This is a genomic window from Cupriavidus sp. LA-1, from assembly GCF_055385985.1.
In genome coordinates this window covers 3,820,799-3,845,599 of sequence record NZ_AP031387.1, presented here as the reverse complement: position 1 = coordinate 3,845,599, position 24,801 = coordinate 3,820,799, and the positions used below count along the sequence as shown (strand labels likewise).

Genomic DNA, 24,801 nt, shown 5'->3' with positions numbered 1-24,801 from the left:
TTCACATCGGATTCCCATGCATTCCGGCTACGCCAATCCCTTCGACCAGATCGTCTTTGCCGGCGGTGGCAACCGCTGCTGGTGGCAGGCGGGCTGGTGGGACACGGTCGCGCCCGAACTGCAGCTGCGCCCGCGCGTGATCGCCGCGATCTCGGCCGGCGCGGCGACGGCCTGCATGGTCTATGCGCATGATTCGCACCAGACCATGGACTATTACCGCGAGGTGCTGGCCAACAACCGCCGCAATGCCTACTGGGGCAACCTGCTGCGCAACGAGCGCGTGTTCCCGCACTACGGCATCTACCGCACGGCGTTGCTGACGATCTTTGCCGACGGGCGCCTCGCGCACCTGCAGCAGGCGCCGGAGATCCGCATCGGCGTGGCGCATATCCCGCGCTGGAGCGGCCCGCGCCTGGCGGTGGCCGCGGGGCTGCTGGCGTACAACATCGACAAGCATGTGTTCAAGACGCTGCACCCGCGGCTGGGGCGCAAGCTGGGCTTCCGGCCCGAGTTCGTGCGCGCGCAGGACTGCGCCTCGCCCGAGCAGCTGGCCGACCTGCTGCTGCAGTCGGCCTCGACACCGCCGTTCACGCCGGTGCTGCGCCGCGACGGCCGCCCGGTGCTGGACGGCGGGCTGGTCGACAACGTGCCCGTGGACGCGCTCGATGCCGCGCCGGGCAATGTGCTGGTGCTGGTCACGCGGTTGTACCCGCGCCCGCGCCGTTTCGTGCTTGAGCAAGGCGGCCAGCGCCGCCTGTACCTGCAGCCCTCGCAGCGCGTGCCGATTTCGAGCTGGGACTACACCCGGCCCGATGCCATGACGCACGCCTACGAGCTGGGCCGCCGCGACGGGGAAACGTTCCTGCGCGAGTGGCCGTCGATCCTGAATACCGAACTGCGGCCGGCCGCCTAGTTTCCGTTTCTGGCGCTGGCCTGATTGTTGTCGATGCGGCCCGCGTGCCGCGACAGGAGGCATGGATGACTAAGCGCCAGACAACCCCCGCCGGGGCCAGGGAACCGCGGCGCGCCCGCGAAGTGAGCGCGGCGCCGCCGGTGGAGCAGGTGCCGCGCGTGCGCAATGGCCGCGCGCGCCGCAACGACAAGGTACGCAAGGCAGACCTGGTGGTGATCGGCGGCGGCTCGGGCGGCGTGGCCTGCGCGCGGCGCGCGGCCGCGCACGGCGCGCGCGTGATCCTGGTCGAGCGCGACGCCATCGGCGGCACCTGCGTCAACCGCGGCTGCGTGCCCAAGAAGATGCTGTCCTACGGCGCGGGCTGGTCGGCGATCCTGTCGGGCTGCCTGTCGCATACCGGCGGGCACGAGGACTGGCGCGACGCCATCGTGCGCGTCAACGCCGAAGTCGCGCGGCTGAACGTCGGCTACACCCAGCGCCTGACCGAGTCCGGCGTCGAGGTGCTGCACGGCGATGCGCTGGTCACCGGCCCCGACGAAGTGCGCGTCGGCGACGAGATCATCAACGCGCGCCGCATCCTGATTGCCACCGGCGCGCATCCGCGCACGCTGGATGTGCCCGGCGGCGACCTTGCCGCCAGCTCCGACGATGTCTTCACCTGGCAAAGCCTGCCGGGGTCGATTGCGGTCCTCGGCGGCGGCTATATCGGCGTGGAGCAGGCCTCGATCCTGTCGCGCTACGGCGTCAAGGTCGACCTGCTGGTCGCGGGCGACCGGGTGCTGCCGCACTTCGACCACGACATCTCCGCGGCGCTGGCCGATGCGCTGGTGGCGCGCGGCGTGCGGCTGCACCTGAACGCCCGCGCGCACCTGCTGAGCCAGGCCAACGGCGCGGTGGAAGTCTGCTACCGCCCCACCGACCGGCCCGGCCAGACCGAGACGGTACGCGCCCAGGCCGTGCTGGCGGCGATCGGGCGCATTTCCAACGTGCAGGGCCTTGGGCTGGAAGCGGTTGGCGTCACGTTTGGCGACCGGGGCGGCATCCGCGTGGACCGCCAGTTCCGCAGCAGCGTGCGCGGCATCTACGCGCTCGGCGACGCCATCGACGGCCTGCACCTGACACCGGTGGCCACAGCGCAGGGCCGCTGGCTGGCCGACCGCCTGTATGGCCGGCGCAGCGAGCGTGCCGATTTCGACTTTGTTCCCACCGCCGTGTTCTGCGAGCCCGCCATCGGCGCCGTGGGCCTGACCGAGGCCCAGGCGATCGAGGCCACCGGCAAGCCCGAGCGCGTCCGCACGGTGGTCAAGCGCTTTGTCTCGCTGGAAAACCGCTTTGGCGGCACGGCGCATCAGTCGATGTTCAAGCTGGTGCTGAACGCGCGCAGCGGGCGCGTGCTGGGTGCGCACCTGATGGACGACGCCGCCCCCGAGATCGTGCAGACGCTGGCGGTGGCATTGCGCCTGGGCGTGCGCGAGTCGCACCTGCAGACCACGTTGCAGGTGCACCCGACGGTGGCGGAGGAGTTGTTCGGCTAGGGGCTATTCGCCGCGTCATTCCCCGACAGGCAGCTTGAGCACCGCGCGCACGCCGGTGCCCTGCAGGCCCTCGCCCAGTTCCACCGTGCCCCCAAACCGCGCCGCCATCTCGCGCGAGATCGCCAGGCCCAGCCCCGAGCCCGGCTCCGCATTGCCCACGCGCCGGTAGAAGCGCGCGAAGACCTTCTCGCGCTCTTCGGCCGGAATGCCCGGGCCGTCGTCTTCCACCACCAGGCAGGCGGTGTGGTCGGCACGCGTGGCCGACAGCGTGATGCGGCTGCCGCGCGGCGAGTACTGGATCGCGTTGTGGACCAGGTTGGCCAGCGCCTCGCGCAGCAGCGCGGCATCGGCGCGCACCGGCAGCTTCAGCCCCGGCACCGGCTCCCAGCCGAAGTCCTGCTGCTTGCCGCGCGCCAGCGGCAGGTAGTCCAGCGCGACCTGCTCGGCCACGGTGACGGCGTCGATGATGTCGATGCCGTCGCTGGCCTCGCCCGGCTGCGCGGTGTCGCCGGGGTGCTGGCGTACCCGCGCCAGCGCCAGCAGCTGGTTGGTCAGGCGCGCGGCCTGCTCCAGCTGGGTGACGATGCCGCCCACGGCCTCGCCGGCGGCCTGGCGCGCGGCCTCGGGGTCGGGCGCGTGCAGCTGGCGCTGGGCATATTCGGCCTGGGTCTTCAGGATGGCCAGCGGCGTGCGCAGCTGGTGCGCGGCGTCGGCGATGAACTGGGCCTGCGACTGCGCCATCGCGGCCGAGCGCGACACGTGCAGGTTGACCGCGTCCACCAGCGGGCGCACCTCGGCGGGCACGCGCTCGAACGCCAGCGGCGTCAGGTCGTCCGGCGAACGCGCTTCGACATCGTCGCGCACGCGCGCCAGCGGGCGCAGCACGTAGGTGACGCCGCCCACCAGGATGGCGGCGCTCAGCAGGATCAGCAGCAGGTCGCGCGCCAGCGCGCTGCGCCAGACCGAGCCGATCAGCGCGGTGCGCGGCTCGGCGGTCTCGGCCACCTGGATGATCACGCGCATGTGCGCATCGGGCCGGTACACCGACCGCGCCATGGCGGCGATGCGCACGGCATCGCCCCGGTATTCGGCGTCGTAGAAGCGTGGCTGGTTGCTGACGAGGTTGCCGGCCGGCAGCGGCAGGTCGTCGTAGCCGGTGACGGTCTCGACCCGGCCGGCGCGCTCGGTCGACACGCGGTAGAACACATGGGTCTGCGCCGCGGTCTCGAACATTTCCATGGCGGCGTCGGGCAGGGTCAGCTGGACGCTGTCGCCGGCCATGCCGATGGCGTTGTCGATGGCGCGGATCGAGCCATAGAGCGAGCGGTCATAAGCCGTGTTGGCGGCGTCGCGCAGGGTGCCGTAGGTGAGCCAGGTGTCGATCGCCATCATCGCCGCCAGTGCCGGCACCAGCAGCAACAGCAGCTGCCGGCGCAGGCTGCCGCGGCGCCACAGCAGCACCGGATGGCGCGGGCCCATGCGCCAGCGCATCAGCGCCCGGCCTCGGGCTCCAGCAGGTAGCCGAAGCCGCGCAGGGTGACGATGGTGACGCCATGCCCGGCCAGCTTCTTGCGCAGCCGGTAGACCAGCACCTCGATCGCGTCGGGGGAGACGTCGGCGTCGAGCGAGAACACCTTGTCGAGCAGCTGCGCCTTGGTCAGCGGCTGGCCGCTGCGCGCCAGCAGCGCGCCCAGCAGGGTCGATTCGCGCGGGGTCAGCGCCAGCGGCGCGCCGTCCAGCGTGAAGCTGCGGGTCTCGCCGTCGAACACCAGCGTGCCGCATTGCAGGCGCGGATGCGCGCGCCCGCGGCTGCGGCGGATCAGTGCCAGCAGCCGTGCTTCCAGCTCGGCGATGGCAAAAGGCTTGGGCAGGTAGTCGTCGGCGCCCAGGTTCAGGCCGCGCACGCGTTCATCCAGCGTGTCCTGCGCGGTCAGGATCAGCACCGGGGTGCGGTCGTCGCGCACGCGCATCGACTTGAGCACGGCCAGCCCGTCCTTGCCGGGCAGGCGCAGGTCGAGCAGCACCGCGTCGTATTCCTCCGCCTGCAGGCGGGCCTCGGCCTGCAGCCCGTCGGCGACGTGCTCGATCACAAAGCCGCCCTGCTCCAGCGCGCGGGCGACCCAGCGTGCCAGTTCGACTTCATCCTCCACCAGCAGGATGCGCATGCCGGTCTCCTCCTCTGCCGGTTGGGTCCTTGTTTCGGTTGCGGCGGCGGGAAGACGCACGGAAAGCGTCCGGACAACAGGGGGCTGCACCGATGGAGCGTGCCCGCCGCGGGCGCCTATAATACCTCCGCCCCGCCAGTCCCGGCGCGCCAGCATCATTCCACAGGCAGCCGCCCCTTCCCGACCACCGTGCCCACGCGTCCGCCCCTGCCGTTCACTTGCGAGCCGCCCGCCTCGGGCCAGCGCCGCCGCCTGCTGGGCGCATCGCTGCTGGCCGGCGCCGCGTTGCCGGCCGCGTGGCCCCTTCATGCCCAGTCTAGGCCGCCGGCAGCGCCGCCGGGGTATCCGTCGGGGTATGACGCCACCATTGCCGGCGCCCTGCGCGAAGGCATGGTCACGGTGTATGCGTCGACCGACCTGGAAGTGGCGCGCCCGCTGATCGCGGCATTCGAGGCGCGCTACCCCGGCATCCGCGTGCACTACCAGGATCTCAACACGGTCGAACTCAACCAGCGCTTCCTGGCCGAGACCGCGGCGCTGGCCGGCAAGCCGCCCGCGCCCGATGCGGCCTTTGCCGATGTGCTGTGGAGCACGGCCATGGACCTGCAGATCAAGCTGGTCAATGACGGCCACGCGCAGCGCTACCCCTCGCCCGAGCGCGCCGGCCTGCCTGGCTGGGCGGTGTGGCGCGACGAGGCCTGGGGCACCACCTTCGAGCCCGCGGTGATCGTCTACAACCGCCGCCACCTGGCCGGCATGCGCCCGCCGCGCAGCCGCAGCGGGCTGGCACGGCTGCTGCAGGAAAATACGCCGCGCTGGCACGGCAAGGTGGTGACGTATGACGTGGAGCGTTCGGGCGTGGGCTATCTGCTGGCGCAGCAGGACGCACGCATGGGCAGCGAGTTCTGGTACCTGGCGCAGGCGCTGGGGCGCGCCGGGGTGCAGCTGTCGGCGTCCACCGCCGAGATGATCGAGCGCATCGCCAGCGGCGAGCTGGTGATGGGCTACAACCTGCTGGGTCCGTATGCGCTGTCGCTGATGGAGCGCGGCGCGGCCATCGATGTGATCGCCCCGCGCGACTATACGCTGGTGATGTCGCGGGTGGCCTTTATCGCCCGGCGCGCGCCGCGGCCCAATGCGGCGCGGCTGTGGCTGGACTACCTGCTGTCGCGCGAAGGCCAGGCGCTGCTGGCCGGGTCGACCTCGCAGCTCTATACCATCCGCACCGATACCGACAGCGTGCACACCGCGGCGGCGCTGTCGGAGCGGCTGGGCTACGCGCTCAGGCCGATCAGCGTCGGCCCGGGCCTGCTGGCGGCGCAGGACGCGATGCGCAAGCGCGCGTTCCTGGCACGCTGGCGCGAGGCCATGCGCGGGTAGAACGACAGCGCCGGCGGGCTCAGGGCACCAGGTCGCCCGTATCGAGGCCGACCTTCTGGACGCCGGGGCAGGCCTGCTGGCACAGCGTGGACAGTTCCTGGTCCAGCTCCGCCATCGGGCGCGGCACATAGCCATGGCGCAGCGCCGGCGAGAACTTCAGGGTATCGATGAAGGCGTCGGACAGGCGCTCGGCGTTGGCGTCGAGGTCGAAGTCCGGGGGCGAGAACAGCCAGTGCGCCAGCACCCCGCCGATGGCGGCATGGAAGGCATTGACGGCCAGGTCCAGGTCCAGGTCGGCGGGCAGCTGGCCGCGTTCCAGGGCCAGGCGCAGGTGTTCGCGCATCTTGACCAGGCCCTCCTGGTGCGACTGGCGCTGGCGCTCGAAGATGGCGCCGTTGTCCTGCACCATCTCGCACTTGTGGAAGATGATCTCGAAGACCCGGCGCCAGCGCGGGTTGATCACGGTCTGGCGCATCACATAGGCGCAGATGTCGCGGATGCCGCCGAGCGGGTCTTCCTGGCGCGCCAGCCGCTCGGGGTCGCACAGCGCTTCCACCGGCAGGTGGACGCGGTCGCACATGGCGGCGAACACATCGCTCTTGTTCTTGAAGTGCCAGTAGATCGCGCCGCGCGTGACACCCGCCGCTTCGGCGATGTCGGCCAGCGACGGGCGTGCCACGCCGCGGGCGTGGAACACGGCTTCGGCCGCGTCGAGAATCCGGTGGCGCGTTTCAAGCGCCTCTTCCTTGGTGCGTCTGACCATTTTTGTCTCTGGTGCCGGCGGCATGACGATGCGTCAGTCATGGCCAGCTTTGTTGGTTCTCCCTGGGTGCGGCTGCCCTGGCTGCCGCACGGGCCGGCGCATGCGCCGGCGGGTCGTTGTCGTCACATGAAATATGCCTGCAAGTCTGCGAGCCGACACGACGGCGCGCATCCTAACCCGAGCCGGCGGTTTGCGCCGTGATTCCGGGCGAATTGAGGGCATTTCGGACCGATCCGATGGATTGACCGGCGTCGGGATCCGTATTGCCGCGGCCTTGGGGTGCAGGGTTGTGCGCCGAAAGGCCCTTTCGCAACATCAACTTAACATACATGCTTGAATGTATATATAATACGCGCTTGCCCGGCATTCGGCCAGCCGCCTTCTGTGACATACCCAGCACAGCTGGCAATCCCAGCCGCAGGCCAGCCGGTCATTAATCCAGTCGTTACATAAAAGCCGCCGTTCGTCGCAATCGTCACCGCGACGCCGTGAATTGTGGCTAGCATCACGCTTTTGTCCGCCGCAAACCGTGCGGCGTGCTGTGTCGTTCCTGTTTGTCTGATGGACAGTTCGGGGCAATGCGGCAGATCTCAAATTGCCATCATGGGGTTATCGATGAGGAAGTCCCAACGTATCAGTTGCGTTGCAGCCTATGCACTAGCGGCGCTGTCGGCCGTGGCGCTCAGCGCCTGCGGCGACAAGAAGGCCGCGGGCGGCGCCCCGCCCCCGCCCGAAGTGGGCGTCGTGACCGTGACGCCGTCGCCGGTCTCCGTCGTCAATGAATTGCCGGGCCGCCTGGAAGGCGTGCGCACGGCCGAAGTGCGTGCTCGCGTCGAAGGCGTCGTGCTGTCGCGCAACTACACCGAAGGCGGCGAAGTGAAGGCCGGCCAGGTGATGTTCCGCATCGACCCGGCGCCCTACCAGGCCACGCTGGCTTCGGCCCAGGCCGCGCTGCAGCGCGCCGAGGCCAACGCCGTGTCGGCGCGCCTGAAGGCCGAGCGCTACAAGCCGCTGGTGGCCGTCAACGCGGTCAGCAAGCAGGAGTACGACGACGCCGTGGCCGCTGCCGGCCAGGCCAACGCCGACGTGGCCTCGGCCAAGGCGGCGGTGCGCACCGCCCAGATCAACCTGGGCTACACCACCGTGACCGCGCCGATCAGCGGCCGCGCCGGCCGTGCGCTGGTGACCGAGGGCGCGTTGGTAGGCAAGGGCGAGGCGACCAAGCTGGCGCTGGTGGAGCAGGTCGACCCGATGTGGGTCACCTTTACCCAGCCGGCTTCGGAAGTCACACGCCTGCGCCGCGCCATCGAGTCCGGCGCGGTCAAGGGCATGAACGGCGGCGCCAAGGTGCACCTGTACGTCGAAGACGGCCGGGAATACGAGCAAACCGGCAAGCTGCTGTTCTCCGACATGACCGTGGACCCGACCACCGGCGCGATCACGCTGCGTGCGCAGTTCGCGAACCCGAAGCGCGAACTGCTCTCGGGCACCTTCGTGCGCGTGAAGATCGAGCAGGGCGTGGACGAGAACGCGCTGACCGTGCCGCAGCGGGCGCTGATCCGCGGCGCGCAGGGTGCCAGCGTGATGGTGGTGGGCACGGACGGCAAGGTCGAGGCGGTGCCGGTCAAGGCACCGCAGGCCGTCGGCGACAGCTGGGTGGTGACCGAGGGCCTGAAGGGCGGCGAGAAGGTGATCGTCGAGGGCCTGCAGAAGATCAAGGTGGGCGCGCCCGCCAGGCCAGTGCCGTTCGTCGCGGCCGGGGCCTCGGCGCCGGCCGCCACGCCGGCCTCGGCAGCAGCCCCGGCCTCGGCCCCGAAGACCGAGGCCCAGTCCGAAGCCAAGTCTGACGCCAGCAAAGGCTGAACCCGGCAAACCGGCAAATACGGCTAGACCGCCAGACCGGCTAGACCGCCAGACCAAAGGGAGCCAGTTTTATGGCCAAGTTTTTTATCGACCGGCCGGTGTTCGCGTGGGTGCTCGCGCTGATCATCGTGCTGGGCGGCGTGCTGTCGATCCTGCAGTTGCCGATCGCGCAGTACCCGAACATCGCCCCGCCGACGATCTCGGTCACCGCCACCTATCCGGGTGCGTCGGCCAAGACGCTGGAGGATTCCGTCACCTCGGTGATCGAGCAGGAGCTTAACGGCGCCCCCAACCTGCTCTACTACAACTCCACCAGCGAGTCGTCCGGCCTGGCGAGCATCACCATCGCCTTTGCGCCGGGTTCGAACATCGACCTGAACTCGGTCGAGGTGCAGAACCGCCTCAAGCGCGTGGAAGCGCGCCTGCCGGCCGAAGTGCGCCAGCAGGGCGTGCGCGTGGACAAGGCCGGGAACAACTACATGATGTTCCTGACCGTGTCGTCCAAGTCCGGCACGGCCGACGCGATCCAGCTCGGCAACTATATCTCGGCGCAGGTGATCGACTCGATCCGCCGCGTGCCGGGCGTGGGCCAGGCCGACCTGTTCGGCACCGAGTACGCCATGCGGATCTGGCTGGACCCGGCCAAGCTGACCGGCTTCAACCTGACCCCGACCGACGTCACCGCCGCGGTGGGCGAGCAGAACATCCAGGTCGCCGTGGGCGAACTGGGCGGCACGCCCTCGCCCAAGGGGACGGAGCTCAACGCCACCGTCACCACCGAAAGCCGCCTGACCACGCCGGAGCAGTTCGGCAACATCCTGCTGCGCACCAACCCGGACGGGTCGTCGGTGCGCATCAAGGACGTGGGCCGCGTGGAACTGGGCGGTGCCGACTACTCGACGCTGGCCCGCACCAACGGCAGGCCGTCGGCGGCCATCGCCATCAAGCTGGCCCCGACCGGCAACGCGCTGGCCACCGCCACCGCGGTGCGCGCCAAGATGGAAGAGCTGTCCAAGAACTTCCCGACGGACTACGCGTACTCGGTGCCGTACGACACCTCTGCCTTCGTCAAGATCTCGATCGAGGAAGTGATCAAGACCCTGCTCGAAGCCGTGGTGCTGGTGTTCCTGGTGATGTTCCTGTTCCTGCAGAACTTCCGCGCCACCATCATCCCGACGCTGGTGGTGCCGATCGCGCTGCTGGGTACCTTCGGCGCGCTGCTGGCCTTCGGCTTCTCGATCAACGTGCTGACCATGTTCGGCATGGTGCTGGCCATCGGTATCCTGGTGGACGATGCCATCGTGGTGGTCGAGAACGTCGAGCGGATCATGAGCGAGGAAGGCCTGTCGCCGCGTGAAGCGACGCGCAAGGCCATGGGCCAGATCACCGGCGCCATCATCGGCATCACGCTGGTGCTGACCGCGGTGTTCATCCCGATGGCGTTCTTCTCGGGCTCGGTGGGCAATATCTACCGCCAGTTCTCGCTGTCGCTGATCGCCTCGATGGCGTTCTCGGCGCTGCTGGCGCTGACGCTGACCCCGGCACTGTGCGCAACGCTGCTCAAGCCGGTGGAGGCAGGCCATCACCACGAGAAGACCGGCTTCTTCGGCTGGTTCAACCGCACCTTCGCGCGCGCCTCCACCAGCTACCAGGGCGTGGTGGCGCGCGTCCTGAAGCGCACGGGCCGCTACCTGATCATCTACGCGGTCATCATCGTCGGCGTGGTGGTGCTGTTCAAGCGCCTGCCGTCGTCGTTCCTGCCTGACGAAGACCAGGGCTACATGATCACCGTGGTGCAGCTGCCCAACGGCGCGACCCAGGACCGTACCATCGGCGTGCTCAAGCAGATCGAGGACTACTACCTGCAGAAGGAAAGCAAGGTGGTGGACCAGATGATCACGGTGGCGGGCTTCTCCTTCTTCGGCCGCGGCCAGAACGGCGGTATCGCGTTCGTGCGCCTGAAGGACTGGAAGGAGCGCACCGGCGCCAACGAGACCGCGCAGGCACTGGTCGGCCGCGCCTTCGGCGCGCTGTCGTTCATCAAGGACGCGATCATCTTCCCGCTCAACCCGCCGGCGATTTCCGAGCTGGGCAACTCCTCGGGCTTTGACTTCCGCCTGCAGGACCGCACCGGCCAGGGCCACGCCAAGCTGATGGAAGCGCGCAACATGATGCTGGGCATGGCCGCCAAGAGCCCGGTGCTGATGGGCGTGCGTCCGGAAGGCCAGGAAGACGCGCCGCAGCTGCAGATCGACATCGACCGTGAAAAGGCCAAGGCCCTCGGCGTAAGCGTTGCCAACATCAACTCGACCCTGGCGATCGCGTTCGGCTCGAACTACGTCAACGACTTCATCTATGAAGGCCGCGTGCGCAAGGTGATCGTGCAGGCCGAAGGCGCCGACCGCCGCCTGCCGGACGACCTGACCAAGCTGCGCGTGCGCAACAGCAACGGCGACATGGTGGCATTTGCCGCGTTCGCGACGTCCAAATGGGTGATGGGCTCGCCGCGCCTGGAGCGCTACAACGGCATGCCGGCGGTGAAGCTGGCGGGCCAGGCCGCGCCGGGCCGCAGTACCGGTGAAGCCATGCGCGTGATGGAAGAGAACTTCGCCAAGCTGCCGCCGGGCTTCGGCTTCGAGTGGTCCGGTCAGTCGTATGAAGAACGCCTGGCCGGCTCGCAGGAACCGATCCTGTACACGCTGTCGCTGATCATCGTGTTCCTGTGCCTGGCCGCGCTGTATGAAAGCTGGTCGATCCCGTTCTCGGTGCTGCTGGTGGTGCCGCTGGGTGTGCTGGGTGCGCTGCTCGGCGTGACGCTGCGCGGCATGCCCAACGACGTGTACTTCAAGGTGGGCCTGATCGCCACCATCGGCCTGTCGGCGAAGAACGCCATCCTGATCGTGGAATTCGCCAAGGACCTGCAGGCGCAAGGCAAGGGCCTGATCGAAGCCACGCTGGAAGCGGTGCACCTGCGCTTCCGCCCGATCCTGATGACGTCGATGGCCTTCATCCTGGGCGTGCTGCCGCTGGCGATCGCCAGCGGTGCGGGCTCGGGCAGCCAGCGCGCCATCGGTACCGGCGTGATGGGCGGGATGATCACGGCCACGGTGCTGGCGATCTTCCTGGTGCCGGTCTTCTTCGTCGTGGTGCGCAAGCGCTTCAAGGGCAATGCCCGCCAGCGCATGCTGGACCAGAAGTGGCACGAGCCGAAAGAGGAAATCTGAACATGACCAAGACTCTGACCACGCTGCTGCTGGTGGCCGGCGTTCTGACGGGGTGCACGCTGGCGCCCCACTATGACCGCCCTGCCGCGCCGGTGGCCGGCAGCTTCCCGGCGGCGCCCGAGGGCTACGCCACCGCCGAGGCGAAGAGCGGCGAGACCCGCCGCGCCGTCGACATCGGCTGGCGCGAGTTCTTCCGCGACCCGCGCCTGCAGTCGCTGATCGCGACCTCGCTGGAAAACAACCGCGACCTGCGCACCGCCGCGCTGCGCATCGAGGAAGCGCGCGCGCAGTACCAGGTGCAGCGCGCCGACCTGCTGCCCACGGTGAACGGCACCGCCGGCTTCACCCGCGCCCGCACGCCGGCTTCGCAGTCGGTGATCGGCCGGGACTTCACCGGCAGCACCTACCAGGTGGGCGTGGGCATCAGTTCGTACGAGCTGGACTTCTTCGGCCGCGTGCGCAGCCTGTCCAACGCGGCGCTGGCGCAGTACTTCGCCACCGAAGAAGCACGCCGCTCGGCGCAGATCTCGCTGGTGTCGGAAGTGGCCAAGGCCTACCTGGCCGAGCGCTCCTTCGCCGAGCAGTACGACATTGCCCGGGACACGCTGAAGGCGCGTGAAAGCACCTACGACCTGGCCAAGCAGCGTTTCGACGCTGGCGCCACCTCGGCGCTGGACCTGCGCGACAACGAGTCGCTGGTGGCCCAGGCCCGCGTGGCCGCCGCGCAGCTGGCGCGCCAGCGCGCGCAGGCGCAGAACGCGCTCGAAGTGCTGGTGGGCAAGCCGCTGGGCACCATCGAGAACCTGCCCGAGCCGATGCGCCTGTCGGATGAGCGCATCATCAGCGATATCCCGGCCGGCCTGCCGTCTGACCTGCTCGAGCAGCGCCCCGATATCCGCCAGGCCGAACAGCAGCTGCTGTCGGCCAACGCCAATATCGGTGCCGCGCGCGCGGCGTTCTTCCCGCGCATCACGCTGACCAGCAACGCCGGCACCATCAGCCCGAGCTTCTCCGGGCTGTTCGATGCGGGCACGCACGCGTGGTCGTTCGCGCCGCAGCTGGTGCTGCCGATCTTCGACTATGGCCGCAACCTGTCCAACCTGGACCTGGCCAATGTGCGCAAGAACATCCAGGTCGCCAACTACGAGAAGACCATCCAGACGGCCTTCGCGGAAGTGGCGGACGCGCTGGTGGGACGCGGCACGCTGGAAGACCAGGTGGCCGGCCAGGAAGACGTGCGCAACGCCGAAGCCGCGCGCTACGACCTGGCGCGCCTGCGTTTCCGCAGCGGCGTGGCCAGCTACCTGGACGAGCTCGATGCACAGCGCCAGCTGTTCACCGCGGAGCAGGCGCTGATCCAGGCGCGGCAGCTGCGGCTGAACAATGCGATCGATTTGTACCGGTCGCTGGGCGGCGGCTTGCAGGAGAGCAGTGCGGTGGCGCAGCAGGTGACGCCAGCGCAACCGGGGACGGTGACGCAGTAAGGGTTGCCGCTTGCCGTTGCTGCAATGAAAAACGACGCGCTCAGGCGCGTCGTTTTTTTATATCGTCAGAACTTGTACGAAGCCGCCAGAAAGAACACCAGCGGTTCCGGCTCCAGCTTGGTCTTCGACGTCGACAGCACCGTGCCATTGGCCGCCTTGATCGTCATCGACGACGTCGTCTTCAGCGGAATATAAGTCACCGCCGCCGTCACGCCCCAATGCTCGTCAAAGTTGTAGGTGCCGCCGACATTGAACACCGGCGCCCATGACGACGACGCGTCCGCGCTCACCGACGTCGGGCCCGGAATCCCCGCCCCCGCCGCCAGGATCGCGCCGAGGTTGTTGTTGACCGAATTCGCAAACGCCGGATTGACCTCGATGTTGGTAAAGAAGTTGTACGACACCCCCAGCCCCAGGAACGGCCGGAAGCGCGCGCCCGGATCCATGAAGTGGTATTGCACTATCGTTGCCGGGCTCCACTGGCGCGCCTTGGTGATGATGGGGTTCAGCGACGGATCGCCCAGGCTCTGGCGGCCGAGCGCGCCGGCCGGACCGGGCGGGATCAGTTCGCCGTGGCCATAGAGCTTGAACTCCGGCGGGATGCCGCCCACCGCGGTAATCGCGATATGGTCGGTGACGAAGTGGCTGAAGGTCAGCCCCAGCGTATTGTCATTGGATGACGAGAGGCTGCTGCCCGGCGCGCTGAAGCTGGACGGCAGCCCGAGCGGGTAGTTGATCGGCACGTTGAGCAGCGTGGTGGTCAGCGGGTCGCTCTGGCCGTGGGTCTGGATATAGAACCAGCCGGCGGATACCACGTTGTCACCCTTCTTCTGGGCATGGGCAGGCAGGGCGAAGCTGGCCAGCGCGGCCAGCATCAGCGTGAGAGTGAGGCGTATGGTCTTCATCTTGTGTCCCCCGGCAGTGGGTGTCGCTGTTGGTCGAGTCATGGCGGCCCGGGCGGCGATGGCCCGGGCCTGTCGCGTGCTTACTGCACGAATGCGCCGACGGTGAAGTACGGGCCGCTGTCGCGCTGTTCCAGGAAGCCGAACACGCCGCCGGTGAACATCAGCTTGCCGGTCGGCGCCGAACCCGCGGGCGCATCGCGCCGCGAAGTGCGGACCACCCCCGGCACCTGCTGCGAGTAGTCCAGCTGGTAGGGAATCGCCAGCGACGCATCGGACGGATGGAACGGATCCATCATGGTCGCGGCGGCCGCGACCAGCGCGGTCACGCGGTAGTTGAAGTTGCTGTCGACGCCGACGTATTCGCCGTTGACCGTGCCCTCGGTGATTGCCACTGCCGGCGCCATCATGCCGATGCCGATCTCGTCGTCGGCGCCGAGCGGGCCGTTGGCGAGCGAGTCATTGGCATAGCCCACGCGGATCATGATTGGTACCAGCTGGCCGCGCAGCTTGCCCACGATCAGGTAGGCCTTGCCCAGCGTGCTGCCCAGCGTGGGCGGCTGGCTCTCGGCCTTGTAGTTGGTCGACAGCAGCGCGCCGCTGGCCTGCGGCACGAAGTTGTTGCCCTTTTGCTCGCAGGTGTTGGTGGCGTTGTCGCAAACCGTGAATGAACCATTCGCGGCCAGCGCCATGCGGTAGTCCTGCGCCACCGTCTTGAACTGCTTGGACGGCACTTCGTGGAAGCCCGTGCCGTTGTATTGCCCGGCAATCTTCGACAGGTCGGTCTCGGTCTGCGCGAAGCCGATGAACTGAAAATACGGGAAGGTGGTATCCGGCACCGCGCCGGCACCGAGCACGCCATTGAACTGGATGCGCGCGCCGGGGATGGTGCCGCCCATCACGCCTTCGCCGACGAAGAGCTTGGCCGGGCGGTTCGGATCGAGGCTGGCCCCGGTCAGCTCGTACGCGCACTGGTTCAGCTTCTCGGTCGGCAACCCTGTTTCCGGCTTCAGCGTGCCGCGCATCACGTTCTGCCCGTTGGTCGGGTCGCTGCGCGTGGGCTGCACGGTGCCGGTCTGGCGCGGCACCGAGGAATCCAGGAAGGTCACCTGCCAGGTGTTCTTGGTGGTGTCGATCTGCACCTTCACCAGCTCGCCGGAGCCGGTGCCGCCGGTGAAAGTGGTGGTGTAGTCCAGCGATGCCGGGCACAGCCGCGTCTGCGCGGCCGCCGGCGTGGATGGCGCGTCGCTGCCGCCGCCACCGCCGCCGCAGGCGGCAAGCATGGCGGTGGCGGCCACGGCCAGCGCACGCGCCGGCACCATGGATGGGCGCGAAGCGCGCGGCAGGATCATTCGATGGGGTTGCATGGCGTTGTCTCCTCGGTGTTATTTGTCTGTGGTGTGTTCAGGGTGCCGCCAGCACGCCGACGCGGAAGGTCGGGCTGGCGCCGCCGGTGCCGGACAGGTGGCTGAACACGCGGCCGCTCGCGATCAGCGCGCCGGTGGTGCCGCTGTTGTCGGTGGTGGCCACCATGCCCGGCGCGGTCTGCGTGAAGTCGAGCTGGAAGCCGCCGGTCTGGTTCATCGTCATCGGATCGAGCAGGTCCACGCGCGCGCCCTTGATCAGCGATGCCGTGTAGGCAAAGTCGCTGCCCGAGCCGATATAGCCGCCGTCAAGCTGGCCGCTGGCCACCGCCCTGGCCGGCGCCATCAACGCCAGCCCCGATTCATCGTCGACATTGACCGTCAGCGGCAGCAGCGAGATCTGCGCGTAGCCGGTGCGCACCAGCAGCGGCACCAGCGCGCCGTTGAGCTTGCCCACCACCATCAGCCCCTTGGCGCGGCTGGCGTTGTTGCTGGTGATGGCCTGGCTCTGGAACGACGGGTAGCGGCGGCTGCCGTCGGCATTGCTGCTTTCGAAGGCGCCGTCGGCGCTGCGCAGCTTCCAGCTGTTGCCGGTGCTGAGGCAGCTGCCGGCCGCCGCGGTGCAGCTGCCATCGGCATTCAGCGTCTCGGTGGTCTGCGCGGTCGCGGGCGTGAAGTGGCTCGACGCAGTCAGCGAGCCGCCGGACGGCACCTGGTGGTAGCCCAGCAGGTTGTAGCTGCCGGCCACCCGGGTGAAGTCGGTCTCGGTCTGTGCGAAGGCCAGCACCGGGTAGAACGGGAACGTGGTGGCCGGGATCGCGCCCAGTCCGAGCACGCCCGGATAGGAGATGGTGGCGCCCGGGATGCCGCCGCCGGCGACGCCGTTGCCCAGGAAGATCACCGGCGGCTTTGCCTTGTCGATATTGGCCTGCGAGGTGCCGTCCGAGGCCGTGGCCGTCTGCAGCGCGACGGCGCAGCGGTTCTGCTCGGCGGTGGGCAGCGAGGTCAGGTTGGCGAAGGTGCCGGTGAAGGTCACGCCCGCGCGGGTCGGGCTGACGCTGCCGGGTTGCTTGGGCACCGGCGACTCGATGATCTCGAGCTGGTAGGTGCGGGCCGCGGTGTCGAAGCGCAGCTTCACCAGCTCGCCCGCGCCGGAGCCGCCGGTGAAGGTGGTGCTGTAGTCCAGCGCCGCCGGGCACAAGGATCCGGGCGGGCCGCCGATGGTCACCGGCCCTTGCGCGGGGCAGGTGCCGGTGTCCGCGCATTGCGGCGGTGCCTGCGTGCTGGCGCGCGGCGCCTCTGCATCGCCGCCGCCACCGCAGCCGGCCAGCGCCGCGGCAAGACTCACCCCTGTCAAAACGAAAGTGCTGCGTCGAAGCATCGACATGGTCATGGCCTGTCTCCTGATTTTTCTGGCGACCCCTGGTTCCGGATCTGTCGTCCGGCTCTGTGTCCGGATCCCTCCCGTGTGCGGCGACTCTCGCCGCTCGCGTGTTTTTGCGTCAATAGAGCGGCCGTTCCAAACAGACGAACCTGCCGTGCGTGCCGCGTGTGGCTGTGGATTGCGGGCCTGGCTCGGACTGCGCGGCAAGCGGCGCGGCCTGCGATTCAAACGCACGGTGCGCGCCGCTTTGCCGCATTTCAGAAGCGATAGTCAGAATTGGCCGGATCAAACGCCGAGGCCTCGAAGGTCTTGCGCACCAGCTTGTCGAACACGATCTTCTCGACCATGTTGCCGTCGGCATCCCATGCGGTTTCGACGCGGATATACGGATGCTTCAGGTCCAGCATCAGCTGCACCTTCTTGGCGTAGTACTGCGGCGCGCCGGCCGGCAGGTCCCAGGTCAGCGCCACCATGCGCACGCCCTGCTCCTGCACGATTTCGGCCTTGCTGTATTTCTCGGACAAGCCGGCGGCGCGCAGGGACTTCGCATCGCGCTCCAGCATCGACAGCACGAACTGGAAGCCCAGGTCGCGCACGGTGTGGCTGGACTGCGAGCGCGCCAGCGTGCCGTCCAGCGCGATCCACATCGAGGTGAAGCCCAGCACGCCGCCCAGGTGGCCGTACATCTCGTCCTTGCGGCGGGTCTCGTCATAGAGGATTTCCTGTCCCGACTGCGCGCCGCCGGACAGCCATTTCGCATAGAGCTGGCGCGGCTGATGGCGGTAGCGGATCTGCATCTTCGCGGGCTGGTCCTGCCACTGGTTGTTGAGCCGTTCCTGGCGCGACATCCAGTACTCGTACTCGGGATAGCGGTTCATCTCGGCGCGTGCCCACTTCAGCAGGGCATCGGGCTGCAGCGCCTGGAACACGGCCAGCACCTGCTCGTCGGGCAAGCGCGCGAGTTCGCCGCTGGCGACCTGGCGCGAGAACAGCGCGGATTGTTGTGCCGAGGGCAGGCCGTCATAGCCCGTGCCCGCGGCGGCAGTGGTTGTGGCCGGCTGGGCGATGGCCACGGGTGGCATGGCCAGTGGCGCGGCCAGCAGGCCGATGACGGCGGCGAGATACAGCGGTTGGATCGACATGGCAGCTTCCTCCTCAAGGTGTCCGCAACGGGCGCAGCGCGGCAGCGCAGGGACGAGCGGGGCCACCGCCGCGCCCGCGGGAATTCCGATCGGGCGCACGGGGTCCACGGGGCCTGTGCGTGGCCTCGCGGGGTGGATCGACAGTTCAGGTTGGCGTGAGGGCGGCGGCGCCGTCCCGGCGGTAACCGGGCGCGGCGCGCGCCGCTATGTCCTGGTGCGCATTCGCATCCAGTCATCCAGCGGGTTGCTGGGGAAGTTCATGACGTGCTCGCGCGCGCGGACCGGCACGCTGGTCACGGCGGCACGTTTGGTGCCCGCATTGCGCACGGTGCGCGCGCTGATGCGGGCCTTGTCCAGGGCGGCGTCGGTCTGGCTGGCCGGGTCGCCCTTCGTTGCCGCCATCGCGGCGCAACTGGCACTCAGGTCGTCGGCGGTTTGCATCGCGGACAGCTTGCTGGCGCGTTGCTCGGCCTGCTGATGCTCGCCGAGGTCGAACACCGACTGCAGGGCCGAGAATTCATCCGCACCGGGTTGCGCCACGTTCAGCACGGCTTCCACCATGGCGGTGAGCTGGGCCAGCACATGCGCATCGCTCATCTGCCGGCCTTGCGTGAACACGGGCAGCAGGCTGGTGAGTTCTTCGCCGGCCAGCACGCCGGCCAGCGCCTTGAGCGCAAACTGCAGGCGCCAGCCGAGCTCGTGCCGCGGCAGCGCCGGAATGGCGCGCGAAAAGGCATCGAAGAAGCGGCCGTACATCGGCGCGTAGTGTTCCAGCAGATATTGCTGGATAAAGGGCGAGGTATCCGAATACACGCGCCCGAGCAGCCGCAGGAACGATGGCCCGCCCACCGAGGGGTCGCGTGCCATCTGCAGCGCGGGCACGAACAGTGCGCCCATCACGTGCTCGCAGCGGATGCTGTTGCCGGGCCAGCGGGCTTCGCACGCATCGAGCAGCGCCAGGCGCCGCGCGTTGAGCGGATCCAGCCGCCGGCTCAGCACGGCGTGCATCATGATGTCCTTGCTGCGGAAGTGGTAGTTCACGGCGGCCAGGTTGACGATGGCGCGCGACGTGACCTGCCTGAGCGAGGTGGCTTCGTAGCCGACCTCGGTGAACAACTTTTCCGTGGCGTCGAGAATCCGGGCCTTGGTGTCTCCTGCCGAGCTTTTGCCGGTCTTCATGGGGGCGTCTCTCTTCTTTGCTGCCGTAAACCCCTTAGCAATTTGCTGCGCTGTTCCGCTCCCTGCTCTGACGGCATACGGATGCTTGAAACAACTGTACGAAGCCTATCCAGCGCTTCGAGCGTTTCACAAGATCAGAATTGGAGTGGATATTCTAATTGCGCCACTGGTGTGGGGAATCGCGCAACATTGTCGGCCGCGTCCTGCATTGAGGCGTTGCGCCGAATGCCTGCAATGCCGGACATGGCAGGCTTGCGCGGCCAGTCCATCATGACGTGAGGCGCCGGGCCAGCGCATCCGCATTCTGCGCCGTCAGCGCAAACACTGACAATTGAGGGTTCGCCCCTATGCTGGTCGGGAACACCGAGCCATCGAATACCGACAGGTTGGCCAGCTGGTGATGAGCGCCGTGGCTGTCCACCACGCCGCCGCGCGCATCGTCGCTCATGCCGCAGCCGCCCATCAGGTGCGCGGTAAACAGCGCAGTGCGGAACGGCTTGAGCGGCAGTTGCGCGATGGCGTCGCGCGCCTGCGGCCAGCTGCGGTACTCGGCGGCATCCAGGTGCGCGGGCCGCACGCGCTCGGCGCCGGCGGCGAACTGCGCCTGCGCCATGCTCAGCCACGCGCGCCGCACGCCGTCCCAGGCGTAGTCCGTCATCGCATAGTCCAGCAACGGGCTGCCGTCGGCCGCCAGCCGCACGCGCCCGCCCGCGCTCTCCGGCACGAAGCCGTCGCGCAGCAGCGCCAGCATGGCATTGGTGTGCGGCAGCTGCGCCATGTCGCGGCGCAGCGCCTCGCCCACGCCGTTGACCACGCCCGCGCTGATGCCGGGGAACAGCGGCGGCACCTCCAGCTTGTACCCCATCGGCCCGGTCGCGCCGTCCTTCCACTGGAAGTGGTCGGAGGCAATCGACTGCGGCGCGCCATAATAGGGATCAATGCGATCCGGCATTTTTGCGATGCTGATATTCACCGGATGGATAAATGTGCGCAACCCCAGCCGCTCATGCGGGTCCGGCACGCGCGAGCGCAGCAGCAGCGCCGGCGTGTTGATGGCACCGCCGGCGGCGATCACGTGTTTGGCGCGCACGATCACGCCGACGCCTGTGGGCGTATAGCCGTCCGCGCCCAGGGCCTCGCCGGTGACCGACCGCACTTGCTTGCCGTCATGGTCCAGCGTGCGCACGCGCACGCGGTGCACCAGCGTCGCGCCGCTGGCCAGCGCGGCGGGGATGGTCGATACCAGCATCGACTGCTTGGCATTGACCGGGCAGCCCAGCCCGCAGTAGCCCGAGTTCCAGCAGCCCTTCACGTTGCGCGGGATCACATGCCATTCCCAGCCCAGCGTTGTGCAGCCGCGCCTGAGCACGTCGTTGTTGGGATTGGGCGCCATCGCCCATGGCGCGATGCCCAGGCGTTCTTCCACCTTCTGGAACCACGGGGCCATGTCGGCCTCGCTGTGGCCGGTGACGGCATGATGCGTGGCCCAGTGCGCCAGCGTCTGCGGCGGCGTGCGGAAGCTCGACGACCAGTTGACCGTGGTGCTGCCGCCGACCGAGCGCCCCTGCAGGATGGCGATGGCGCCGTCAGCCGTGGTGCGCGCCGCGGCCTCCTGATACAGCTCGCGATAGGCGCGCTGCTCGTCCATGTCGCGGAAGCTGTCCGAGGTGCGCAGCGCCCCTTCTTCCAGCAGCACCACGCGCAGGCCCGCGCGGCTGAGCGCCTCGGCGCTGATGCCGCCGCCCGCGCCGCTGCCGACGATGACGACGTCGGCATCCAGCGTGCGCGTGGTGGTGAAGGTGGCAGCGTCCAGTACCTTCCAGCCGGCGGCGATGCCGGCGTCGTAGAGATTATCGATGGCCATGTCGGGGATCAGGCGTGCAGCGCCTGGTAGACGGCCGCATTGGGGCCGGGATAACCGCTGCCGGCCCACGCGGCCGGCAGCACGTAGTAGCCCACGCTGGTGAGCTTGACCAGTACCACGCCGCCGGCATTGAGGGTGGCCAGGCGGCTGGCGCGCCAGCGCGCCAGGAAGGCCTGCACCTGCGCCGGCGTGGCCGCGCTCCAGTCCTGGCGGATGCCGGTCAGCGCCCAGCGCAGCGGCATGCTGGCAAGCAGGCCGAACAGCTTGCGCAGCTCGGCCTGCGCGCCCGCGCCCATCGCGGCGCAGGTGGTGTCGATATTGCGCAGCGCGTCCTGCTCCAGCGATGCGCGCCGTGGCGGCGGGGCTTCGGCCAGCTCGGTGACGATGGCCGGCAGCAGTGTCCGGAACATCGCCACGTCTTCGGGGCGCAGCCACTTCATGCCAGCCTGCGGCGCGGGATCGGCCGACGAGCAGCCGGTCAGCGACGGCACCAGCGCGGTACAGGCCAGCGCGGCCGAGAAGCCGATGCCGACTTTGAGGAAGCCGCGCCGCGTCAGCGCGTGCAGCGCATCCGCATCAGCATCGGCACCGGCAAGGCGGTGTGGATGATCGGGGGGCATATTGTCTCCATGCGTCGGTCTCTTGGTTTCAGGCGGGGCTGGCCCGCATTGACGCTACCCGGAGTTTGGATAAAGATCGGGGCCCGGTCTTGATCCCGCATGACAGGTGATTTGATGCCACGCGCCAAGCTGCCTGATGGCGGTGCCAGTGGTACGCAAGCGGGCACCGTCTCGCTCGCCTACCTCCGCGCCGTGCTCGACCACGGCGCGCGCCAGGGCATTGCCCCGGCCGAACAGATGCGCGCCGTTGGCGTGCCGCCCGAGCTGCTGCACGCCACCGGTGCGCAGACCGCCACGCGCATTCCCGGCTCTGCTTACCTGGCCCTGCTCGACTGGCTGGAACAGGTCACCGGCGATGCCAATGTCGGCCTGCGCGCCGGCGCTGCCTTTGCGCCGCGCCACTATGCCGAGATGGGCTACGTGGTGCTGACCACGCCCACCGTGCGCGACGCCATCCTGCAAGGCATCCGCTACGAGGTGCTGGCCAACGACATCGGCGGCACCCGCCTGATCGAAACGCCGCAGGCCGCCTGCATGACCTGGGAAGCGCGGCATGGCCCGCTGTCGCGCCATGCGCATGAACTGCATATGGCCACCTGGGTGGTGTTCGCGCGCTGGCTGATCGGGGACCAGCACGTGGCCACGCAGGTGGAATTCCCGCATCCCGCGCCGGCGGATACCCGACTGCATGCCGAGGTGTTCGGCTGCCCCGTGGTCTTCAACGCCGGGCGTCATGCCATGCATATCGATCGCGCCCTGCTGGACCTGCCGTCGCTGCAGGCCGATGCGGGCATGCAGGCGCAGATGACGCGCATCGCCGATACCCAGCTGCAGCAGATCGTGCCGGCGGGCGCCGACGCGCTGGCTCAGGCGCGTGCCTATATCAGCGGGCGGCTGCAGCAGGGCGAACTGCCCATTGCCGACGTGGCCACGCACCTGAGCCTGCCGGTGCGCACCCTGCAGCGGCGGCTGCAGGCGCAGGGCATCAGTTATTCACAGCTTGTGGATAACGTGCGGCGCGCGTTGGCGGAGCAGTACCTTGCCGATCCCGGCATCAGCCTCGCGCAATGCGCGATGCGGCTCGGCTATTCCGAGCAGAGCGCCTTCACCCACGCCTTCAAGCGCTGGACCGGTGAAACGCCGCATGGCTGGCGGCGCAGGGGACGGGCGGCGTAGCACCCCAATGTTGCGGCCCCGCCTTCGTGATCCGCGAAGCCCCGAAAAAATCTTCCGGTTTCAAACGCACGACCGAATCCGGCAGCCCAAGCGGCTGCAGGGTCGCTTGGCGTTGTTTCATGTGCGCCAGACGCCGCTGGAAAACCCCGGAAATTAGAACCATCCTTCAACTCACGGCATTGACCACCCGCGCCGCGCTTCCTACGATGACATCCATCAATGTCACAATAAACACTGTAATAACGGTGAGGAGCGCCCATGAATGCACCCGCGGAGCTGCCGCAACAGGCATCGCCTGCCCCTGAGCACACAGACATTGCCATCATCGGCAGTGGCTTTGCCGGCCTTGGCATGGCGATCCGGCTGCGCGAGCGCGGCGAGCGCAATTTCCTGATCTTCGAGAAGGCCGGCTCGGTCGGCGGCACCTGGCGCGACAACCATTACCCGGGCTGCGCCTGCGATGTGCAGTCGCACCTGTATTCCTTCTCATTCGCCCCGAATCCGGACTGGTCGCGCATGTTCTCGACCCAGCCGGAGATCCGCGCCTACCTGGAAGGCTGCACCGACCGCTTCGGCCTGCACCCGCACCTGCGGCTGCACCATGAACTGCGCCATGCCGCGTGGGACGATGCCGCGCAGGTGTGGCGGCTGGAGATGGCCGACGGCAAGGTGGTGCGGGCGCGCGTGCTGGTATCCGGCATGGGCGGGCTGAGCCGGCCTTCCTACCCCAATATCCCCGGGCTGGAGTCGTTTGAAGGCGAGTGCTTCCACTCGCAGCACTGGAACCACGGGTATGCGCTCGCCGGCAAGCGCGTCGCCGTGATCGGCACCGGCGCCAGCGCGATCCAGTTCGTGCCGCAGATCGCGCCGCAGGTGGCGCAACTGGACTTGTACCAGCGCACCCCGCCATGGATCATGCCCAAGCCCGACCGCGAGGTCAGCGCCACCGAGCGCTGGCTGTTCCGCCGCCTGCCGTTCACGCAGACACTGGTGCGCACCGGCATCTACTGGATGCTGGAATCGCGCGTGCTGGGCTTCGTGCTGCATCCGAAGATCATGAAGGTGGTGGAGCGCGTCGCGCGCCGCCATCTGGCCAGACAGGTACGCGACCCTGCGCTGCGCGCAACGCTGACGCCGGACTACACCATCGGCTGCAAGCGCGTGCTGATCTCCAACGACTACTACCCGGCGCTCACGCGCGACAACGTGGACGTGGTCACCAGCGGCATCGCCCGCGTGGAGCGCGACGCGGTGGTGCTGCGCGACGGCACGCGCCGGCCGGCGGACTGCATCATCCTGGGCACCGGCTTCCATGCCACCGACCCGCTGCCGCGCGGCGTGATCTCTGGCATCGACGGCGTGGACCTGGTCGATGCCTGGCGCGACGGCGCGCAGGCCTACCTGGGCACCACGGTAGCGGGCTTCCCCAACCTGTTCTTCGTGGTCGGCCCCAACACGGGCCTGGGCCACAGCTCGATGGTGTTCATGATCGAGTCGCAGGTGGCCTACATCGTCGACGCCCTGCAGCAGATGCGCCGCGAAGGCGTGCAGGCGGTGGACGTGCGCGAGCCGGTGCAGCGCCGCTTCAACGAACAACTGCAGGCCCGGCTCGGCCATGCGATCTGGTCCGCCGGCGGCTGCGCCAGCTGGTACATCGACCCGCGCAGCGGCCGCAACACCACGCTGTGGCCGGGCTTCACCTGGCAGTTCCGCCGGGCCACGGCGAGCTTCCGCATGACCGACTACGACCTGTACCCGGTGCGGCACGCGTTGCCCGACGAAGCCGCGATGCAGCCGTCGCCGGACATCGCCACGGTCGCCGGTGCCTGACGCACGCGCATTT

18 protein-coding genes are annotated in these 24,801 nt (G+C 68.6%); 8 read left to right on the top strand and 10 right to left on the bottom strand.

Annotated features, from left to right (window positions below; all coding sequences use genetic code 11):
* Nucleotides 1-16 precede the first annotated feature (16 nt).
* Nucleotides 17-913: a patatin-like phospholipase family protein gene (locus tag ACZ5MJ_RS18015; RefSeq protein ID WP_464221191.1), complete on the top strand. Its 897-nt coding sequence runs from the start codon at nt 17-19 to the stop codon at nt 911-913.
* A 65-nt stretch (nt 914-978) separates the two neighbouring features.
* The gene (locus tag ACZ5MJ_RS18010) at nt 979-2,448 is read left to right on the top strand and encodes a dihydrolipoyl dehydrogenase family protein (protein ID WP_464221190.1); all 1,470 of its coding nucleotides are present in this window, start codon (nt 979-981) and stop codon (nt 2,446-2,448) included.
* A gap of 15 nt (nt 2,449-2,463) precedes the next feature.
* Here the strand turns inward: ACZ5MJ_RS18010 and ACZ5MJ_RS18005 are convergent, their stop codons facing one another.
* Nucleotides 2,464-3,939: a sensor histidine kinase gene (locus ACZ5MJ_RS18005; RefSeq protein ID WP_464221189.1), complete on the bottom strand. Its 1,476-nt coding sequence runs from the start codon at nt 3,937-3,939 to the stop codon at nt 2,464-2,466.
* On the bottom strand, nt 3,939-4,613 hold the full coding sequence (locus ACZ5MJ_RS18000; RefSeq protein ID WP_464221188.1) for a response regulator: 675 nt from the start codon (nt 4,611-4,613) through the stop codon (nt 3,939-3,941). The genes ACZ5MJ_RS18005 and ACZ5MJ_RS18000 overlap by 1 nt, the downstream gene beginning before the upstream one ends.
* 285 nt (nt 4,614-4,898) lie before the next feature.
* On the opposite strand from ACZ5MJ_RS18000, the gene ACZ5MJ_RS17995 reads away from it, so the two are divergent.
* Nucleotides 4,899-5,993 carry an ABC transporter substrate-binding protein gene (locus ACZ5MJ_RS17995; RefSeq protein WP_464223753.1) on the top strand — a complete coding sequence of 365 codons (1,095 nt, stop codon included), beginning with the start codon at nt 4,899-4,901 and terminating at the stop codon, nt 5,991-5,993.
* 19 nt (nt 5,994-6,012) lie between these two features.
* On the opposite strand, the gene ACZ5MJ_RS17990 is transcribed toward ACZ5MJ_RS17995, so the two are convergent.
* Nucleotides 6,013-6,756 (bottom strand): TetR family transcriptional regulator, encoded by a 744-nt coding sequence (locus ACZ5MJ_RS17990; protein WP_464221187.1) that lies wholly within the window; start codon nt 6,754-6,756, stop codon nt 6,013-6,015.
* A 615-nt stretch (nt 6,757-7,371) separates the two neighbouring features.
* Between ACZ5MJ_RS17990 and ACZ5MJ_RS17985 the strand changes: the two genes are divergently transcribed.
* The 3 genes from ACZ5MJ_RS17985 (at nt 7,372) to ACZ5MJ_RS17975 (ending at nt 13,327) form a co-directional block, all read left to right on the top strand.
* Nucleotides 7,372-8,619: an efflux RND transporter periplasmic adaptor subunit gene (locus tag ACZ5MJ_RS17985; RefSeq protein WP_464221186.1), complete on the top strand. Its 1,248-nt coding sequence runs from the start codon at nt 7,372-7,374 to the stop codon at nt 8,617-8,619.
* Between the two features lie 71 nt (nt 8,620-8,690).
* Entirely contained in the window at nt 8,691-11,843 is a 3,153-nt protein-coding gene (locus tag ACZ5MJ_RS17980; RefSeq protein ID WP_464221185.1) for an efflux RND transporter permease subunit, read from the top strand.
* 2 nt (nt 11,844-11,845) lie between these two features.
* Complete coding sequence (locus ACZ5MJ_RS17975) at nt 11,846-13,327, top strand: efflux transporter outer membrane subunit (RefSeq protein WP_464221183.1); 1,482 nt, start codon at nt 11,846-11,848, stop codon at nt 13,325-13,327.
* Between the two features lie 65 nt (nt 13,328-13,392).
* On the opposite strand, the gene ACZ5MJ_RS17970 is transcribed toward ACZ5MJ_RS17975, so the two are convergent.
* From ACZ5MJ_RS17970 to ACZ5MJ_RS17940, 7 genes are all read right to left on the bottom strand, one after another.
* On the bottom strand, nt 13,393-14,232 hold the full coding sequence (locus tag ACZ5MJ_RS17970; RefSeq protein ID WP_464221181.1) for an OmpW/AlkL family protein: 840 nt from the start codon (nt 14,230-14,232) through the stop codon (nt 13,393-13,395).
* An 80-nt stretch (nt 14,233-14,312) separates the two neighbouring features.
* Entirely contained in the window at nt 14,313-15,596 is a 1,284-nt protein-coding gene (locus ACZ5MJ_RS17965) for a DUF2957 domain-containing protein (RefSeq protein WP_464221180.1), read from the bottom strand.
* Between the two features lie 37 nt (nt 15,597-15,633).
* On the bottom strand, nt 15,634-16,986 hold the full coding sequence (locus ACZ5MJ_RS17960; RefSeq protein ID WP_464221178.1) for a DUF2957 domain-containing protein: 1,353 nt from the start codon (nt 16,984-16,986) through the stop codon (nt 15,634-15,636).
* Between the two features lie 248 nt (nt 16,987-17,234).
* A complete protein-coding gene (locus ACZ5MJ_RS17955) occupies nt 17,235-18,119 on the bottom strand; it encodes a DUF1571 domain-containing protein (RefSeq protein WP_464221177.1) in 885 nt (294 codons plus the stop codon).
* Between the two features lie 204 nt (nt 18,120-18,323).
* Entirely contained in the window at nt 18,324-19,298 is a 975-nt protein-coding gene (locus ACZ5MJ_RS17950; protein ID WP_464221176.1) for a TetR/AcrR family transcriptional regulator, read from the bottom strand.
* 268 nt (nt 19,299-19,566) lie between these two features.
* Nucleotides 19,567-21,162 carry a GMC family oxidoreductase gene (locus ACZ5MJ_RS17945; protein WP_464221175.1) on the bottom strand — a complete coding sequence of 532 codons (1,596 nt, stop codon included), beginning with the start codon at nt 21,160-21,162 and terminating at the stop codon, nt 19,567-19,569.
* 8 nt (nt 21,163-21,170) lie between these two features.
* On the bottom strand, nt 21,171-21,782 hold the full coding sequence (locus ACZ5MJ_RS17940) for a hypothetical protein (protein WP_464221173.1): 612 nt from the start codon (nt 21,780-21,782) through the stop codon (nt 21,171-21,173).
* 114 nt (nt 21,783-21,896) lie between these two features.
* Between ACZ5MJ_RS17940 and ACZ5MJ_RS17935 the strand changes: the two genes are divergently transcribed.
* Together ACZ5MJ_RS17935 and ACZ5MJ_RS17930 are read left to right on the top strand one after the other, a co-directional pair.
* Nucleotides 21,897-22,958 (top strand): AraC family transcriptional regulator, encoded by a 1,062-nt coding sequence (locus ACZ5MJ_RS17935; protein ID WP_464221171.1) that lies wholly within the window; start codon nt 21,897-21,899, stop codon nt 22,956-22,958.
* A gap of 258 nt (nt 22,959-23,216) precedes the next feature.
* Nucleotides 23,217-24,788: a flavin-containing monooxygenase gene (locus ACZ5MJ_RS17930; protein WP_464221169.1), complete on the top strand. Its 1,572-nt coding sequence runs from the start codon at nt 23,217-23,219 to the stop codon at nt 24,786-24,788.
* The last annotated feature ends 13 nt before the right edge of the window (nt 24,789-24,801 follow it).

Coding starts and splice junctions, on each gene's coding strand:
- ACZ5MJ_RS17960 (WP_464221178.1), bottom strand. CDS start 16,986: ATGACCATGTCGATGCTTCGACGCAGCACTTTCGTTTTGACAGGGGTG.
- ACZ5MJ_RS17985 (WP_464221186.1), top strand. CDS start 7,372: ATGAGGAAGTCCCAACGTATCAGTTGCGTTGCAGCCTATGCACTAGCG.
- ACZ5MJ_RS18015 (WP_464221191.1), top strand. CDS start 17: ATGCATTCCGGCTACGCCAATCCCTTCGACCAGATCGTCTTTGCCGGC.
- ACZ5MJ_RS18010 (WP_464221190.1), top strand. CDS start 979: ATGACTAAGCGCCAGACAACCCCCGCCGGGGCCAGGGAACCGCGGCGC.
- ACZ5MJ_RS17940 (WP_464221173.1), bottom strand. CDS start 21,782: ATGCCCCCCGATCATCCACACCGCCTTGCCGGTGCCGATGCTGATGCG.
- ACZ5MJ_RS17970 (WP_464221181.1), bottom strand. CDS start 14,232: ATGAAGACCATACGCCTCACTCTCACGCTGATGCTGGCCGCGCTGGCC.
- ACZ5MJ_RS17955 (WP_464221177.1), bottom strand. CDS start 18,119: ATGTCGATCCAACCGCTGTATCTCGCCGCCGTCATCGGCCTGCTGGCC.
- ACZ5MJ_RS18005 (WP_464221189.1), bottom strand. CDS start 3,939: ATGCGCTGGCGCATGGGCCCGCGCCATCCGGTGCTGCTGTGGCGCCGC.
- ACZ5MJ_RS17930 (WP_464221169.1), top strand. CDS start 23,217: ATGAATGCACCCGCGGAGCTGCCGCAACAGGCATCGCCTGCCCCTGAG.
- ACZ5MJ_RS18000 (WP_464221188.1), bottom strand. CDS start 4,613: ATGCGCATCCTGCTGGTGGAGGATGAAGTCGAACTGGCACGCTGGGTC.
- ACZ5MJ_RS17990 (WP_464221187.1), bottom strand. CDS start 6,756: ATGGTCAGACGCACCAAGGAAGAGGCGCTTGAAACGCGCCACCGGATT.
- ACZ5MJ_RS17935 (WP_464221171.1), top strand. CDS start 21,897: ATGCCACGCGCCAAGCTGCCTGATGGCGGTGCCAGTGGTACGCAAGCG.
- ACZ5MJ_RS17950 (WP_464221176.1), bottom strand. CDS start 19,298: ATGAAGACCGGCAAAAGCTCGGCAGGAGACACCAAGGCCCGGATTCTC.
- ACZ5MJ_RS17975 (WP_464221183.1), top strand. CDS start 11,846: ATGACCAAGACTCTGACCACGCTGCTGCTGGTGGCCGGCGTTCTGACG.
- ACZ5MJ_RS17980 (WP_464221185.1), top strand. CDS start 8,691: ATGGCCAAGTTTTTTATCGACCGGCCGGTGTTCGCGTGGGTGCTCGCG.
- ACZ5MJ_RS17965 (WP_464221180.1), bottom strand. CDS start 15,596: ATGCAACCCCATCGAATGATCCTGCCGCGCGCTTCGCGCCCATCCATG.
- ACZ5MJ_RS17945 (WP_464221175.1), bottom strand. CDS start 21,162: ATGGCCATCGATAATCTCTACGACGCCGGCATCGCCGCCGGCTGGAAG.